Annotated in this window: 14 protein-coding genes and 1 pseudogene; 1 reads left to right on the top strand and 14 read right to left on the bottom strand. The window is 78.0% G+C overall.

Annotated elements, in window-relative coordinates:
- Positions 1-5: 5 nt before the first annotated feature.
- From proC to QNH85_RS09360, 9 genes are all read right to left on the bottom strand, one after another.
- Entirely contained in the window at positions 6-872 is an 867-nt protein-coding gene (gene proC, locus QNH85_RS09400) for a pyrroline-5-carboxylate reductase (protein WP_282946026.1), read from the bottom strand.
- A 286-nt stretch (positions 873-1,158) separates the two neighbouring features.
- Positions 1,159-2,748 (bottom strand): DUF7059 domain-containing protein, encoded by a 1,590-nt coding sequence (locus QNH85_RS09395; protein WP_282946024.1) that lies wholly within the window; start codon positions 2,746-2,748, stop codon positions 1,159-1,161.
- A gap of 32 nt (positions 2,749-2,780) precedes the next feature.
- The gene (locus tag QNH85_RS09390) at positions 2,781-3,437 is read right to left on the bottom strand and encodes a histidine phosphatase family protein (protein ID WP_282946022.1); all 657 of its coding nucleotides are present in this window, start codon (positions 3,435-3,437) and stop codon (positions 2,781-2,783) included.
- Between the two features lie 3 nt (positions 3,438-3,440).
- The gene (locus tag QNH85_RS09385; RefSeq protein WP_282946021.1) at positions 3,441-3,875 is read right to left on the bottom strand and encodes a hypothetical protein; all 435 of its coding nucleotides are present in this window, start codon (positions 3,873-3,875) and stop codon (positions 3,441-3,443) included.
- 65 nt (positions 3,876-3,940) lie between these two features.
- Positions 3,941-6,235: a sodium-translocating pyrophosphatase gene (locus tag QNH85_RS09380; RefSeq protein WP_282946020.1), complete on the bottom strand. Its 2,295-nt coding sequence runs from the start codon at positions 6,233-6,235 to the stop codon at positions 3,941-3,943.
- Positions 6,236-6,382: 147 nt separating this feature from the next.
- Positions 6,383-7,315 carry a sensor domain-containing diguanylate cyclase gene (locus tag QNH85_RS09375; protein WP_282946018.1) on the bottom strand — a complete coding sequence of 311 codons (933 nt, stop codon included), beginning with the start codon at positions 7,313-7,315 and terminating at the stop codon, positions 6,383-6,385.
- A 165-nt stretch (positions 7,316-7,480) separates the two neighbouring features.
- Positions 7,481-7,816 carry an STAS domain-containing protein gene (locus tag QNH85_RS09370; protein ID WP_428830387.1) on the bottom strand — a complete coding sequence of 112 codons (336 nt, stop codon included), beginning with the start codon at positions 7,814-7,816 and terminating at the stop codon, positions 7,481-7,483.
- Between the two features lie 74 nt (positions 7,817-7,890).
- Complete coding sequence (locus QNH85_RS09365; RefSeq protein WP_282946016.1) at positions 7,891-9,675, bottom strand: 5-oxoprolinase subunit B/C family protein; 1,785 nt, start codon at positions 9,673-9,675, stop codon at positions 7,891-7,893.
- 43 nt (positions 9,676-9,718) lie between these two features.
- Positions 9,719-10,492, bottom strand: coding sequence for a LamB/YcsF family protein (locus QNH85_RS09360; protein ID WP_282946015.1), 774 nt, complete (start codon positions 10,490-10,492; stop codon positions 9,719-9,721).
- 121 nt (positions 10,493-10,613) lie between these two features.
- Between QNH85_RS09360 and QNH85_RS09355 the strand changes: the two genes are divergently transcribed.
- Complete coding sequence (locus QNH85_RS09355; protein WP_282946013.1) at positions 10,614-13,217, top strand: DEAD/DEAH box helicase; 2,604 nt, start codon at positions 10,614-10,616, stop codon at positions 13,215-13,217.
- Positions 13,218-13,259: 42 nt separating this feature from the next.
- Here QNH85_RS09355 and QNH85_RS09350 read toward each other — a convergent pair.
- The 5 genes and pseudogenes from QNH85_RS09350 to QNH85_RS09330 all read right to left on the bottom strand — a co-directional run.
- Positions 13,260-13,619: pseudogene (locus tag QNH85_RS09350) on the bottom strand (Rv3654c family TadE-like protein); the annotation flags it as partial.
- On the bottom strand, positions 13,616-13,933 hold the full coding sequence (locus QNH85_RS09345) for a TadE family type IV pilus minor pilin (RefSeq protein WP_282946011.1): 318 nt from the start codon (positions 13,931-13,933) through the stop codon (positions 13,616-13,618). The pseudogene QNH85_RS09350 and the gene QNH85_RS09345, both read right to left, overlap by 4 nt.
- 124 nt (positions 13,934-14,057) lie before the next feature.
- On the bottom strand, positions 14,058-14,216 hold the full coding sequence (locus QNH85_RS09340; protein WP_282946009.1) for a DUF4244 domain-containing protein: 159 nt from the start codon (positions 14,214-14,216) through the stop codon (positions 14,058-14,060).
- A gap of 325 nt (positions 14,217-14,541) precedes the next feature.
- On the bottom strand, positions 14,542-15,096 hold the full coding sequence (locus QNH85_RS09335) for a type II secretion system F family protein (RefSeq protein WP_282946007.1): 555 nt from the start codon (positions 15,094-15,096) through the stop codon (positions 14,542-14,544).
- Complete coding sequence (locus tag QNH85_RS09330; RefSeq protein WP_282946005.1) at positions 15,089-15,643, bottom strand: type II secretion protein F; 555 nt, start codon at positions 15,641-15,643, stop codon at positions 15,089-15,091. Before QNH85_RS09330 ends, QNH85_RS09335 begins: the two co-directional genes overlap by 8 nt.
- Positions 15,644-15,892: the final 249 nt, after the last annotated feature.

Genomic DNA, 15,892 nt, shown 5'->3' with positions numbered 1-15,892 from the left:
AGGCCCTACCGGTCCGCGCCCGGGGCGGGCGAGGCCGCCGGCGGGGTCGGCAGCGCGGCGGCACCGAGCTCGCGCGACCGGTCGAACGCCGCGCGGGCGGCGGCCACCACACCCGCGCGCACGCCGTGTGCGTCCAGCTGCGCGACGCCGGCGACGGTCGTCCCGCCGGGCGACGACACGCGCTCGCGCAGGACGACCGGGTGGTCGCCGGTCCGGGCGGCGAGCGCCGCGGACCCCTCGACGGTGGCGACCGCCAGCCGGGTCGCGAGCTCGCGGGTCAGGCCCAGCAGGACGCCCGCCTCCGCCATCGCGTCGATCAGGTAGAACGCGTACGCCGGGCCGGAGCCGGAGATCGCCGTGACGGCGTCCAGGTCCTTCTCCGCCACGCGCACCACCAGGCCGGTCGCCGCCAGGGCCTGCTCGGTCAGGGCCAGGTGCTCCTCGGTCGCGTGCGCCCCGGCGGCGATCGCGCTCGCGCCCTTGCCGACCAGCGCCGGGGTGTTCGGCATGACCCGGACGACCGGCGTGCCCTCCGGCAGCGCGGCCTCGTAGACGGCGATCGGGACGCCGGCAGCGACCGACACCACGAGGGTCCCGGGCCGCAGCTTCGGGGCGATCTCCTCCAGCACCGACGGCACCACCTGCGGCTTCACGGCGACGAGCACCAGCCCGGCGCCCTTCGCCGCCTTGCCGTTCGGGTCGGCGGCGCGCACGCCGTACCGGCTCGACAGCTCCATCGCGCGGGCGGCGCTGCGCTCCGTGACGTCGACGTCGTCCGCCGTCCAGCCTGCCGCGAGCAGCGCGGTGACGAGCGCCTCGCCCATGACCCCGCCGCCGAGGACCGCCGCGTGGGGTCGTGCCGTCGTGGTCATCGGTGCGCTCCTCGTGCCGTCGCGGGGCCCGGTGCGGCCCGTCCCTGGTGCGCGAGCGTAGCGGGGCGGTCGGCGGGAGACGCCCGGGCCGGTCCGCGCAGGGGGGTGCGGACCGGACCGGGCGTCGATCCGGGGGAGCGTCAGCTCCCGGGGGCGGCGCGCCCGGCACGTGGCCGCCGGCACCGCCGCCCGCAGCCATCATGCCGCGTCCCACCTGCGCAGACGTGCGGTTTCCGGTGCCGATTCCGGGCGGTCCCGACCTCTCGGGGACCGGAGCGCCCCGAGGTCAGGCGGGCAGCAGGAGGCCGTCCTGGAGCAGGCCGCGGACCTCGGGCAGCACGTCCGCCGCCACCGCCTCCGCCCCGACGCCGAGCAGCGCACCGAGGGCGTTGACGATCTGCCCGACCGCCAGCTCCCCGTCGCACGCGCCGACGAACCCCGCGAGCGCCGTGCCGACCTGGACGGTCCGCCCGAACCCGCCGCCCTGCCGCAGCAGCAGCACCTGGGGGTCGGCGTCGCCGGGGCGCAGGTAGCGCTCCTCGGTCACGTCGGGCGCGACGCGCAGCCGCTGGGCCGCGAGCGCGGCGTCGTCGGTCCGCCGCAGCAGGTCGTGCGCCGCCAGGCTCGCTCCGACGGCCGGGCCGAGCGGCTGCCGGACCGTCCCGGTGACCTCCTCCAGCCGCCGCAGCCGCGGGAGCGACCCGTCGTCGGCCGGCCGGCGCAGCACCACGATGCCGAAGCCGACGGCCTCGACGTCCCGCGACGCGAAGTCCGCGAGCCACGCCGCGTACCGCTCCTGCCACGCGGCGGGGTCCCGGTCGGGGGTGGTGCCGCCGTCGCGGATCCAGGTCTCGGCGTACTGCGCGGGGTCCTGGAGCTCGCGCTGCACCACCCAGCCGTCGAGGCCGGACGCGTCGAGCCAGGCGCCGACCCGCTCGTCCCACGACTCCCCGCGCCGGACCTCCCAGTTGCCCAGCAGCTGCGCGACGCCACCGGGCGCGAGCACGCCGCCGACCGACGTGATCAGGTCCTGCACGATCGCGTCGCCGGTGCGGCCGCCGTCCCGGTACTCGTAGGTCGGCACGCCCTCGGCGGACCGCGGGGTGATGACGAACGGCGGGTTGCTCACCACGAGGTCGAACCGCTCCCCCGCGACGGGCTCCAGCATCGACCCGAGCCGCAGGTCGAGCTGCCCGGCGGGCAGGCCCGCGAGGACCGCGTTGAACCGCGCGAACGCCAGCGCGCGCCCGGAGATGTCCGTGCCGACGACCGCCCCGCTGTGCCGGGACGCGTGCAGCGCCTGGATGCCGCAGCCCGTGCCGAGGTCGAGCGTCCGGCCGCGCGGCTCGCGCACGGTGACCTGCGCGAGGGTCGTCGACGCGCCGCCGACGCCGAGCACGTGGTCGGTGCGCAGCGGGCCCCCGGTGGCGAGCTCGCCGAGGTCGGACGCGATCCACCAGTCCACGGTGCCCGCGCCGTCCTCGGCCTCGTACGGCCGCAGGTCCACCCGCGCGCGGGCCTGGTCGCCCGCGCCCGCTCCCGACGTCTCCACGAGGCCCAGCCGCTCCGCGCCGGCGACACCGAGCGCGGGCAGCGCGGCGGCGAGGTCCCCGGCCGGCACGGGGACGCCGAGCACGAACGCGCGGACGAGCGCCGCCCGGGGGTCGCGTCCGGCCGCGGCCGTCGCGAGCAGCGCGGGCACCGCCTCCTCCCGGTGCAGCGCGGCGGCGGCCACCGGCCCGAGCAGGTCCTCGACGCCGGGGACCGTGAAGCCCGCGGCGGCCAGGTCGGCCCGCAGGGCCTCGACCAGAGCGGGGTCGGCGGTCGGCGGTCCGGCGGCCGGCTCTCCGGCGGTCAGCGGGTGCGTGGTCTCCACCCGGCCATCCTCCCCGATCCGGGCGGGCGCCCTCAGACGGGCAGCGGCTCGCCGCCGGGGCCGTCGCCGGCGGCGGGCGACGGGTGCGGGACGGCCTCGTCCTGCCAGCGGACGGCGGACCACGTCCCGCGGCCGTCGTGCTCCAGCGTGACGACGCCCGTGTTGTCGAGCCAGCGGTCGCCGGCGGTGCGCGGGTCGAGGTTCGCGGCCCGGGTGATCGCCCAGAACCGGATCATCGCCCCGTGGCTGACCGCGGCCGCCGTCCGCGCCCCCGAGGAGAGGATCTCCGCCACGACGGCGTCGAACCGCTCGAGGGTCGACCGGCCGGACTCGCCGCCCGGCATCCGCGCGTCGAGGTCCCCGGTCGCCCAGGCCACCATCGTGCCGAGGTACTGCTCCACGGACCCGCGGTCGGTGCGCATCTCGAGGTCGCCGGCGAGGATCTCGCGCAGCCCCTCGCGGACCTGCACGTCCAGCCCGTGCGGACGGGCCACCTCGGCGGCGGTGGCCCGCGCGCGGTCCAGCGTCGAGGCGTAGACGGCGTCCAGCGGCTCCTGGGCGAGCACCGCGCCGACGGCGCGCGCCTGGCGGACGCCCTGCTCGGTCAGGGGTGCGCCGGGCGCCGCGGTGTCGAGGGCCGCGAGGACGTTCGAGCCGGTCTGGCCGTGCCGGATCAGGTGCAGGCGCACGGGTCAGGCGTCGCAGTTCTCGGTGATGTACGTGCTGAGGTTGTCCCCGGCGGTCGACAGCTCCTCGGAGCTCGCCCGCTCGGCGAACTCGGACAGCGCCGCGGTGAACGCCTCCTGGTCGGTGGGGTCGATCTCGTCCAGCGCGTCGTCGAGGTCGCCGAACGTCTGGGTGAACGTCTCCCAGTCCCCGGCGATCTCCTCGGGGGCCTCGACCGACTCGAAGCCGTCGCGCGCGTCCGAGATGGCCTGCGCGAACCCCTCGGGGTCGTTGCCGAGCGAGCCGGCGGCGTCGACCTCCGCCATCGCCTCCTCGCCCTGGTCGCAGAACGCCTGGACCTCGTCCTCGCCGGAGCAGGCGGCGAGCGGCACGACGAGGGCGGCGAGCGCGACGCCCGCCAGGACGCGGCGGACGGCGGGGCGCGGGAGCGAGGGGGTCATGCCCTCCAGCCTGCCGGACGCGCGCCCGGGCGTCGAGGCGGGCCGCGACCGCCCGGGCGCACCCGTCAGGCCCGGACGCCCACCTCACGCTCGAGCCGCGCCTCCTCGTCCACCCGCGCCGCCCGGAGGCGGGAGAGGACCACCGCCCCGAAGGCGATGAGCGCGGCGGCGACCGCGATCGTCAGCCTCAGCGCCTGGTTCGCGTCGTCGCCGATGCTCACCGTGACCACGGCGGGCGCGATCAGCAGCGCCACCAGGTTCATCACCTTGATCAGCGGGTTGATCGCCGGGCCCGCCGTGTCCTTGAACGGGTCGCCGACGGTGTCGCCGATGACGACGGCCGCGTGCGCCGCGGAGCCCTTGCCGCCGTAGCGGCCGTCCTCCACCAGCTTCTTCGCGTTGTCCCAGGCGCCGCCGGAGTTCGCGAGGAACACCGCCATGAGCACGCCCGCGCCGATCGCTCCCGCGAGGAACCCCGCGAGCGGGCCGATGCCCAGGCCGAACCCGACCGCGACCGGTGCGGCCGCCGCCAGCAGGCCGGGCGTCGCGAGCTCCCGCAGGGAGTCCCGGGTGCAGATGTCGACGACCTTGCCGTACTCGGGCCGCTCCGCGCCGGTCATGATCCCGGGGTGCTCGCGGAACTGGCGGCGCACCTCGAACACGATCGCGCCGGCCGCGCGGGTGACCGCGTCGATCGCCAGCCCGGAGAACAGGAACACCGTCGCGCCGCCGAGGATGATCCCGACGAGCGTCACGGGGCTGATCACCTGGTAGTCCGTCATCGCGAGCACGATGTCGCCCGGGACCTCGGTCACGCGCAGGTCGGCGATCGCCCCGGCCACCGCGTCGGCGTAGGAGCCGAACAGCGCCGTGGCCGCGAGCACGGCCGTCGCGATGGCGATGCCCTTGGTGACGGCCTTCGTGGTGTTCCCGACGGCGTCCAGGTCGGTGAGGATCTGCGCGCCCTCCTCCGTGACGTCGCCCGACATCTCCGCGATGCCCTGCGCGTTGTCGCTGACCGGGCCGAACGTGTCCATCGCGACGATGACGCCGACCGTCGTCAGCAGCCCGCAGCCGGCCAGCGCGACGAGGAACAGAGACAGCGCGATCGACCCGCCGGCCAGCAGGAACACCCCGCAGATCGCGGCCGCGATGATCCCGGCCGTGTACACCGCGGACTCGAAGCCCACGCCGATGCCCGACAGCACCACGGTGGCCGCACCGGTCTGGGAGGTGCGCGCGACGTGGATCGTCGGCTTGGACGTCGTGCCCGTGAAGTAGCCGGTGACCCAGAGGATCAGGCCCGCGAGCACGACCCCGACCGCCACGGCGGCCGCCGCCACCATGCGCGGGTCGCCGGTGTGGTCCTGCAGCCCGGCCGTCCCGGCGAGCGACGCGAACGACGACGGCAGGTACGCGAACGCCGCCGCCCCCGCGAGCACCGCACCGGCCACCGCGGCGATCGCGAAGCCGCGGTTGATCGCCGTCAGCCCGCTCTCGTCCCCGCGCACCCGCGTCACCAGCACGCCGAGCGCGGCGACCACCGCGCCGATCGCCGTGACGATCAGCGGGAACACCAGCCCCTGCTCGCCGAACGCCGCCCGGCCGAGGATCAGCGCCGCGACCAGGGTCACCGCGTACGACTCGAACAGGTCGGCCGCCATGCCCGCGCAGTCGCCGACGTTGTCCCCCACGTTGTCCGCGATCGTCGCGGCGTTGCGCGGGTCGTCCTCCGGGATGCCCTGCTCGACCTTGCCGACCAGGTCCGCGCCGACGTCCGCCGCCTTGGTGAAGATGCCGCCGCCGACCCGCATGAACATCGCGAGCAGCGCCGCCCCGAACCCGAAGCCCTCCAGCACCGCCGGCGCCTCGCCCCGGTACAGCAGCACCACCACCGCCGCGCCGAGCAGCCCGAGGCCGACGACCGACATCCCGACGACCCCGCCGGTGCGCAGCGCGATCCGCGCGCCCTCCGCCCGGCCGCCCGGGAGGGACGCCGCCGCGGCCACCCGCACGTTCGCCCGCGTCGCCAGCCACATGCCCAGGTAGCCGATGGACGCGGAGAACCCGGCGCCCACCAGGAAGAACACCGAGCGGCCGACCTTCACGCCCGCGTCGCCCGGCAGCAGGAACAGCAGGGCGAACACCACGACCGCGAACAGCACCAGCGTCCGGAACTGCCGCGACAGGTACGCCGACGCGCCCTCCTGGATCGCCGTCGCGATGGCCCGCATCGACGCGGAGCCCTCGTCGGTGGCGAGGACCTGCCGTCGCAGCACCACGGCCACGACCAGGGCGGCGACCGCCACGACGGCGATGACGGCGACGACCACGAGGCTCGCCGTTCCGAGTTCGACCATGCATCCTCCTCGGGCACGAGCGCGACCCTGCCCGGCCGCCCTCGACACACCCGGCCCCGTTGCCGTGTGAGGGACGCCACTGTAGTCAGAGAACCGGGCGACCGGGGGGCGGACGGCGACGCGCCCCGCACGTTCCTCCCGGCCGCGCTACGGGGTGGGCGCGGCCTTGCGCCGCAGCATCCCGCGCTGCGCCTCCTGGACCAGCACGTCGACGTCCGCCGATCCCGCCGCGGACACCGCCGCGCTGACCCGGACGCCCGGCTCGTCGGCCCCGCGGGGCGCGAGCGCCTGCTCCACGGCGGCCAGCACCTGCGCCACCTGGTCGTCGGCGTGCTCGGGCGCCACCGCCCGCAGGAGCACCAGCACCATGAACTCGTCGCCGCCCGTCCGGCCGACCAGGCTGCCCTCGGGCGCCCCCGCCACCAGGCGCGCCGCCAGCACCCGCAGCAGCTCGTCCGCCGACGCCGGGCCGAACCGCGCGTTCACCCGGCCGAACCCCGCGACGTCGGCCTGCACCAGGAGCAGCCGGCGCCCGCTCCCGGCCGCCAGCCGCGACCACTCGCGCGCGGTGTGCCGCACGAGCTCCCGCCCCGGCAGCCCGGTCAGCGGGTCGTGCAGGCTGCGGTCGGACAGCGCCGCCACCAGCGCCCGTACCAGGTCCGACGTCGCCACCGCGCCCCACGTGCCGGACCGCACGAGGACGTCGTCGTACCGCGTCTCCCCCGACCGCTCCATCGCCCGGGTCGCGGACTCCACGACGCCGGTCGACTCCTCCACGACCAGCGGCGACCAGTCGGCGACCTCCCTGACCGGCCGGCGGGCCAGCACCGCCCGCCCGTACCCCAGGCGGCCGGTCTGCGCGTCGGTGAACCGCGCGCGGGACACCATCCCCACCCGGCCGTCCTGCGCGTCCTGCACCGCCAGGCACGGCAGGTGCGGCGACCGGAACAGCACCTCCACCTCGCTCATCGGCACGTCCGCGTCGACCACCGCGACCGGCACGGCGATCTCCCCGACCGTGCGGTGCACGCCACCCACGGCGCGGGAGGTGCGGACCAGCAGGTCGACGTCGTTCGGCACGCCCGTATCGTCCGGGACGCCGGGAGGCCGCCGGGACCGGGACCGCCCGGGCGGGTGACGGGTCGCGCTGCGTTTCACCGTGCGTTCACCGGGGCGTCGACGCGCGGGGTGACGGCGCGGCGGCGGCGTTGCTCCGTCCGGGTGACGTCCCCGTCCGGGCTGTGCTCAGCCCGCGGGCTGGTCCGCGAGCGCCTCGTCGACGGTCTCGCGGATGGTGAACACCTGCGTCAGCGCGGTGATCCGGAAGACCTTGAGCAGCCGCTCCGAGTCGATGACCAGCTGCAGCCGCCCGTCGAGCCCGCGCACCCGCTTCAGGACGCCGACCAGCAGGCCGAGCCCGGTGGAGTCCATGAACCGCACCTCGGTGAGGTTCACCACGAGGTCCACGTGCCCCTCGTCGACCAGGGCGGTCAGCTTCTCGCGCAGCGCGGGCGCGGTGTAGACATCGATCTCGCCGGTGACGTCGACGACGGTCCTGCCGTCGACCGTCCTGCTGGCCACGCTCACGTCCACCTGGGCTCCCTCCGCTGGGTGCATTCAAACAGACCGGGGCGCCCGCGTCCGCGTGGGACTCCTCACGTGTCCGTGCGCGGCCCGGCCGGACGGTCCGGGACCGGCCGGAAGACCACCCGGTCACCCGGTCGCAGCTGCGCGGCCACGTCGCGGGACGCGGCGTCCAGGACGGCGAGCACGGGATAGCCGCCCGTCACGGGGTGGTCGGCGCCGAACACCACCGGGCGCCCGTCGGGAGGGACCTGGACCGCACCGGGGACCAGCGGCTCGGAGGGCAGCTCCCCGCGGTCGATCCGGCGCACCGACGGGCCGTCCAGGCGCACCGCCACCCGGTTGCCCGCCGGCGTCACGGCGTAGTCCGACCCGCACAGGGCCGCGAGCGCCTCCGGCTCGAACCAGTCCGGCCGCGGACCGGGCAGCACCCGCAGGACCGCGGGCTGCGCCCAGGTGCGCGGCGGGTCCGCCCACGGCTGAGCGGCCTCCTGCACCTCGGTGCCGATGGCCAGGACGTCACCGGCGCGCAGCGGCCCGGGGCCGATGCCGGACAGCTGGTCGGCGGACCGCGACCCCAAGACCGCCGGGACGTCGACGCCGCCGCGCACCGAGACGTACAGGCGCAGGCCCCGGGTCGCCTGCCCGGCCCGCAGGGTCCCGCCCGGAAGGACCGCCGTGGCGGCGTGCGGCGCGACGGGGCTCCCGTCCACCCAGGCGGGCGCCTCCGCGCCCGCCAGCGCGATCACGCCACCCTGCGGGAACCGGAGCTCGATGCCGCCGAGCAGCACCTCGAGCACCGCTGCGCCGGCGGTGTTCCCGACCAGCCGGTTCGCCAGCCGTGCCGCGCCCGCGTCCGCCGCTCCCGAGCGCCCGACGCCCACGGCGGCCAGGCCCGGCCGGCCCCGGTCCTGCACGAGGGTGAGCACGCCCGGGTCGAGCACCTCGAGGGTCCTGGCCCGGGCGGGACCGGTTCGGGGCGCCCGGTCAGCGCCTTCCGACGCGTGCGTCGTCGGCCCGGGTGGCGGTTCGACCGCCGCTGCATGAGCGGACGGTGTGCTGGTGCCCGGGGCGGTCGCCGCGGCCACGAACCGGACCCGCGTGCCGGGCCTCAGCAGCGCCGGCGGCTCCCGTCGCACGTCGAACAGGGGGACGTCGCACGTGCCCAGCAGCATCCAGCCGCCCGGCGTCGCCCCCGGGTACACCGCGGCGAACTCGCCCGCGATCGCCACGGACCCCTCCGGGACGCGCTCGCGCGGGCTCGAACGGCGCGGGACACGCAGGGCCGGGTCGAGGCCGGTCAGGTACGCGAAGCCGGGCATGAACCCGCCGAACGCCACGGTGTACGTGGCGGCAGCGTGCCGGCGGACCACCTCGGCCTCGTCCAGGCCGGTCGTCCGGGCGACCTCGGCCAGGTCCGCGCCCTCGTACCGGACGGGCAGGACCACGGTCGCGGGGTGGGCGGGACTCGCGGCGTGGGCGGGGCTGGCGGGGTGTCGGGGCTGGCGGGCGGTCGGGCTCGCCGCGTGGCCGGGACGGGCGTCACGGGCGTCGGCGGGGGCGCCACCGGGTGCGGGGCTGCCACCGGGTGCGGGGCTGCCACCGGGTACGGGGTCGCCGGGGCCGTGGACGGCGCCGGGCACCCGCCGCGCCGCCGACAGGATCGCGTCGAGCCCGGCGGTCGCCGCCGACGCGGAGCCGAACCGCACGAGCACGGTGCGGGCCGCGGGCACGACGTCGACCGCACCGGTGGGCGGTTCCGCCCGCAGCGCGTCGTCCAGCGCCCGCACGGCGGCGAGGTCCGGCAGGTCGACCAGCACCGCCTCTGCGCCGTACGGGACCGCGCGGACGGTCATCGGCGCGCGCCTGCCGCGCGCGGGCCTGTCACACGTCCGCCCGTCACGCGGCGACCGGCCGGAGCTCGACACCCGCGGCGACCAGGGCCTCCCGGACGGCGCGGGCAAGGGGCAGCGCTCCCGGGGTGTCGGAGTGCACGCAGAGGGACTCCGCCTCCACCGCGACGTCCCCGCCGTCGACGCTGCGGACCGCCCCGTCGCGCGCCATCCGCACGGCGCGGGCCGCGGCCTCGGCGGGGTCCGTCACCAGCGCACCGGGCTGCCCGCGCGGCACGAGCGTCCCGTCGGCGAGGTAGCCCCGGTCCACGAACGCCTCCGCCACGCTGCGCAGCCCCGCCGCGCGCGCGTGCCGGAGCACGGCCGACCCCGGCAGGCCCACGACCGCCAGCCGGGGATCGACCCCCGCGACACCGGTCACCACGGCGAGCGCCTGCTCCTCGTCGTGCACGATCCGGTTGTAGAGGGCCCCGTGCGGCTTCACGTAGCCGACGCGGGCGCCGACCGTCCGCGCGACGGCCTGGAGCGCGCCGACCTGGTACGCCACCTCGGCGGCCAGCACGTCCGGCGGGACGTCCAGCCGGCGGCGCCCGAACCCGACGAGGTCGCGGTACCCGACGTGCGCACCGACGGCCACGCCCCGCTCGAGGGCGGTCGAGCACCGGGCCGCCATGATCGCCGGGTCGCCCGCGTGGAACCCGCACGCGACGTTCGCGCTGGTGACGACCTCCAGCAGGGCGTCGTCCGTTCCGGGCTCGCCGAGGGTCCAGGCGCCGTAGCCCTCGCCGAGGTCGCAGTTCAGGTCGATGTGCGTCGCCACCGTCCCATCCTGCCGCGACGGGCCTCCCCAGGGGCGGCACCGCGTGCCCGGCGGGTGACGGGCGTCCGGGGTGGCGCGCCGTCCGGGCGCCGCACCCCCGCGCAGGGGCGAGGATGGTGCCGTGGTCCGGACCGGTGAGCTGCTCGACGTCCTGCTCGCGGGGGGCCGCCGGGCCGACCGGCTCACCCACGTGCGCCACCTGCCTGCGCGGGAGGGCGTGCCCGTCGACTGGCCGGGTTGGGCGGACGCGGACCTGGTCTCCGGGTACCGCGCGCTGGGCGTGGAGCGCCCGTGGCAGCACCAGGCAGCTGCCGCCGACGCCGCCTGGTCCGGACACCACACGGTGCTGTCCACGTCGACCGGCTCGGGCAAGTCCCTCGCGTTCTGGCTCCCGTCCCTGTCCGCGGTTCGTGCTCAGGCGGCGGCCCGCACGCTCGACCCCGGGCGGATCGAGACGGTCGCACGCCGGGGATCCGTCCTGTACCTGTGCCCGACGAAGGCCCTCGCGGCGGACCAGCTGCACGCGCTCGACCGGCTGCTGACGGCGGCGCGCGTCCGGGACATCCGGGTCTCCACCTGCGACGGCGACACCGCCCAGGAGGAGCGCCGCTGGGTGCAGGAGTACGCGGACGTCGTGCTCACGAACCCCGACTTCCTGCACTTCGCGCTGCTGCCGCAGCACCGCCGGTGGGCGCGGCTGCTCGGGTCGCTCCGGTACGTCGTTCTCGACGAGTGCCACGCGTTCCGCGGGGTGTTCGGCGCGCACGTCGCGGCGGTCCTGCGACGGCTGCGACGGCTCGCCGCCACCTACGGCGCCGACCCGGTGTTCCTGCTCGCGTCCGCGACCACCGCCGAGCCCGCGGCCAGCGCCGCACGGTTGATCGGCGTCGCCCCCCACGAGGTCGTGTCGGTCGCCGACGACGCCTCCCCGGCCGGCCGCAAGACCGTCGCGCTGTGGCAGCCCGCCGAGGTCCCGGCCGCCGCAGGGCCGTGGTCGGGGCTGCTGCCGGAGGACGACCCCTGGGCGCTGCCGCTCGACGAGCCGCCGGTGGACGTCGACCGCGACGCACCCGGAGCGGTCGCCGAGGACTCCCCCGGGGCGGCGGTCGACGGCGCGGACGTCTCGGCTCGGACGGCCGCACCGGCGCCCGGCCCGGACGCCGGCTCGGTCGGCCCCGCGCGGGAGGGCTCCGGGCCGCGCGGCACGGGCGAGGACCTGGTCGCGGACGACCCCGACCGCCCGAGACGTTCGGCCACCGCCGAGGTCGCGGACCTGCTCGCCGACCTGACCGCGGCCGGTGCGCGCACCCTGGCGTTCACCCGGTCCCGCCGCGCCGCCGAGTCCGTCGCGACCGTCACGCGGGAGCACCTGCGCGACGTCGACCCGGAGCTCGCGTCCGCCGTGGCCGCGTACCGGGGCGGGTACCTGCCCGAGGAGCGGCGCGCGCTGGAGGAGGCGATCCGGACGGGACGCCTGCGGGCGCTCGCGACGACGAACGCCCTCGAGCTCGGCGTCGACATCTCCGGGCTGGACGCCGTGGTCATCGCCGGCTGGCCGGGCACGCGCGTGTCCTTGTGGCAGCAGGCGGGCCGCGCCGGCCGTGCGGGCGCGGAGGGGCTGGTCGTCCTCGTGGCGCGGGAGGACCCGCTCGACACCTTCCTGGTGCACCACCCGGAGGCCGCGCTGGACGCCCCCGTCGAGGCGACGGTGTTCGACCCGACCAACCCGTACGTGCTCGCGCCGCACCTGTGCGCGGCCGCCGCCGAGACGCCGATCCGTGCGGAGGAGCTCGACCTGTTCGGACCCGGGACGCGTGACCTGCTCGACGTGCTGGTCGAGCGCGGGGCGCTGCGCCGGCGACCGTCGGGGTGGTACTGGACCCACGCCGAGCAGGCGGCCCGGCTCACGGACCTGCGCGGCACCGGCGGCGACCCCGTGCGGGTGGTCGAGGGGGTGACCGGCCGCCTGCTCGGGACGGTGGACGCGGCGGCGGCCGACTCCACGGTCCACGCCGGTGCGGTCTACGTGCACCAGGGAGCGACGTACGTGGTCGACGAGCTGCGCCTGGAGGACGGCGTCGCGCTCGTCGACCGGCGGGACGTCGACTACGGCACGTGGGCGCGCTGGGTCACCACGACGGAGATCCGGTCCACGACCGCCGAGCGCCGCTGGGGGCCGGTGACCTGGGGGTTCGGGGCGGTCGACGTCACGACCCAGGTGCTGAGCTTCCAGCGCAAGCGCATCCCCGGCATGGAGGTGCTGGGCTCGGAGCTGCTCGACCTGCCCGCGCGGACCCTGCCGACCACCGCCGTGTGGTGGACGGCCCCGGCGGAGGTGCTGGAACGCGCCGGGATCACCGTCGAGACCGCGCCGGGCGCCCTGCACGCGGCCGAGCACGCCTCTATCGGGCTCCTGCCGCTGCTCGCGACCTGCGACCGGTGGGACCTCGGAGGGGTGTCGACGGCCCTGCACGTCGACACAGAGCAGGCGACCGTGTTCGTGCACGACGCCTACCCGGGCGGCGCCGGGTTCGCCGAGCGGGGGTTCGCGCTCGGCGCCACGTGGCTGCGGGCCACCCGGGAGGCGATCGCCACCTGCCCGTGCCGGACCGGGTGCCCCGCGTGCGTGCAGTCCCCGAAGTGCGGGAACGGCAACAACCCGCTGGAGAAGGCCGCCGCCGTGCGGCTGCTGGACGCGGTCCTCGAGCACGCCGGCACGACCTGACGAGCGGACGCCGGCCCCCGCCGGCCCCCGCGGGCCGGCGCGCGCCACGGCGGTGGCGTCACCGAGCGGGAACGCCACCGCCGCGCCGACGCGGACCACGCCGCCGTCCTCGTCGACGCATGCCGTGAGGACCGCACGGTTGCGCGCCGCCACGTCCGCGGCGACGTCGCACCCGTCGCCGCGACCGGTGAGCAGCCGCTGGGCGGCCGCGAGCGCCCCGAGGTCCGCGGCCGTCTGCGCACGCCCGCGCGCGGCCTGGGCACCGGCGAGCCACCCCAGCGCCGCCGCGAGCACGAGCGCGACCGCGACGAGCACGACGACGAGGACGGACCCCGAACCGCGGTCGGAGCCGCCGAGGCTTCCGGCACGCGGGGGACCGTCGCCCCCGCCGTCCGTCCTCACGGCTCCGCCCGCCCCGTCGCCGTCGCCTGCACGACCAGGCCGCCGACCACGGGGAGGGTGGGGCCGACCGCGCCCTCGACGGACACCACCACCCACCCGTCCTCCCGTCCGACCGCGACGCGGACTCCGTCCCCCGCGACCCGTCGCGCGACGGCGGCCACCGCTGCGTCGTCGTCCCCCAGCGCGGCCGCCCGCGCACCGGCCCGGGCGGCGTCCGCGCAGCGGAGCTGGGTCGCAGCGGCCGCCGTCAGCCCCAGGACGACCGCGACGAGCAGAGCGACGACGGGCAGCAGCACGGCGAACTCGGCGGTCACGGAGCCGCGATCGGCGGTCGCGGCCGCCCGGCACCGGCTGCGGGGTCCCGCCGCCGGTCCGGGGCGGGATGCCACGCGCCGGGCTCCCCACGGGTGCGCTGTCCGCCGTCGTGCCCGCTCCACGTCACACCGACAGGGCGCTGCGCACCAGCGAGGTCAGCGCCTCACGGACCTCGGCGCTCCGCAGGATCACCACGAGCAGGCCCGCGAACCCCACGGCCGCGATCATGACGATCGCGTACTCCGCCGTCGCCATCCCGGCGTCGCGGCCGGCCCCGGTCACGCCGCGGCGCACCGCTCGGGCACGCCGCGCGACCGCCCGCCGCAACCCGCGCGCCGTGCCTCGCACCGCGCCGTGCACCGCGCCCCCGCCGCTCCTGGTCTTCACCATCTCGCACCTCCCGTCGCCGTCGACCGCCCACCGGCCGACGGCTCGACGCTCCCGCACCGGGGCGGTCCACCGTCGCGCCCCGCAGTCCGGTCTGGGGACGACGCGTCCCCGCCGACGCTGGGGACGACTCGGGGGGCGCCCCGTGCGCGGATCGCGCGACCCGGCTGCGGCGAGGCGCTCCGCCACCGGCCCTCGCCCGCGGGAGCCCGACCGCGCGTCAGCCGAACAGGCTCCCGGCCAGGGAGAGCAGCACGGGCACCAGCCCGGCCAGCACGAACGCGGGCAGGAAGCACAGCCCGAGCGGCAGGACGATGCGCACCCCGAGGCGGCCCGCTGCCTCCTGCGCGGCACGCTCGCGGCGCCGGCGGTGCGCCGCAGCGGACGCACGCAGGATCGGCCCGCAGGCGGCGCCGGTCGTCCACGACGCCGCGAGCCCGTCCAGCTGCCGGCCCAGGTCGGGCGCGTGCGTCCACGCGGCGGGCCACGACGCACCGAGCAGGAGCGCCGACCCCGCCCGCGCGAGATCCGCGCCGGTGGGCCCGCCGAGCGCCGCGCCCACCGAGGCGAGGGCGTGGGGCACGCTGGCCCCCGCCTCGACCGCCACGGCGAGGAGCTCCAGGACGGTCACCCCGTCCACCCCGGCGCCGCCGCCCGTCCCTTCCCGCAGAGCGGTGCGAGGCGGCCGCCGCCCGGCGGCCGCGGGCCGGCGGGCCCCAGGACGTGCCACGAGCACGGCGAGGCCGACGAGCAGCACGAGCAGCGGCTCAGCCACCCGCCCCACCGAGCCCTGCGTCCCGGGCCGCCGCGACCATCCGGCGCACCCACGCGCGCCCGGCGAGGGTCAAGGCAGCGCCGGCGACGCCCGCCGCGCTCCCGACGCCGCCGCCGAGCAGCGCACCGAGCGGGTCGGCCCCCAGCAGCGCACCCAGGCCGATTCCCACCGCGGGGAGCCACGTCAGCAGCGTCGTGGTCTGGGTGGGCCCCGCCAGCGCGGCACGCACGCCGGTCTCCGCCTCGGCGTCGGCGGTCAGCGAGCGCGCGCAGCCGTCGAGCACCCCGGCGAGCGGCGCACCGACCGCCCCCGCGAGCCGGGTGGCCGCGAGAACTCCGGCGACCCGTCGCTCGAGCAGCGCGCGAGCGCGCACGCCCTCGCGGCCCCTCCGGGGGTGCGGCGGTGATCCCGCCAGGGCCGCCAGCACGTCGGACGCCCGCGGGGTGCCGTCGGGCTCGGTGGCGACGCCGAGGACCGCGTGCCACGCCTCACCGGGTGATCGGCCGGCGCGCAGCTCGGCCGCGACCGCAGTGACGGCCGTCTCCAAGGCCGCGGACGGGCCCGCCCCCGACCGCCCACGCCGCGCCCCCGGGCGCGGCCGCGCCGGCGCGGCCCCGCGACCAGGCGCCCGTCCCGCGCCCGCCCGCGCGCGCCCCCCCGCCCCGCGCGGGCGCCCCCTGGCCGCCCGCCCCGGGCGCCCGCCCCGCGGGCCCCCCCGCGCGCGTCCCCCGCCCCGCGGCGCGGCCCCCGCCCCCCCCCCCCCCGCCGCCGCCCCCCCCCCCCCCGCCCGCGGCGG

Source organism: Cellulomonas endometrii (assembly GCF_949769265.1).
In the GTDB taxonomy this organism is placed as follows: domain Bacteria; phylum Actinomycetota; class Actinomycetes; order Actinomycetales; family Cellulomonadaceae; genus Cellulomonas; species Cellulomonas endometrii.
The sequence above is the reverse complement of the archived record's forward strand: the minus strand, read 5'-3'. Positions and strand labels throughout refer to the sequence as shown.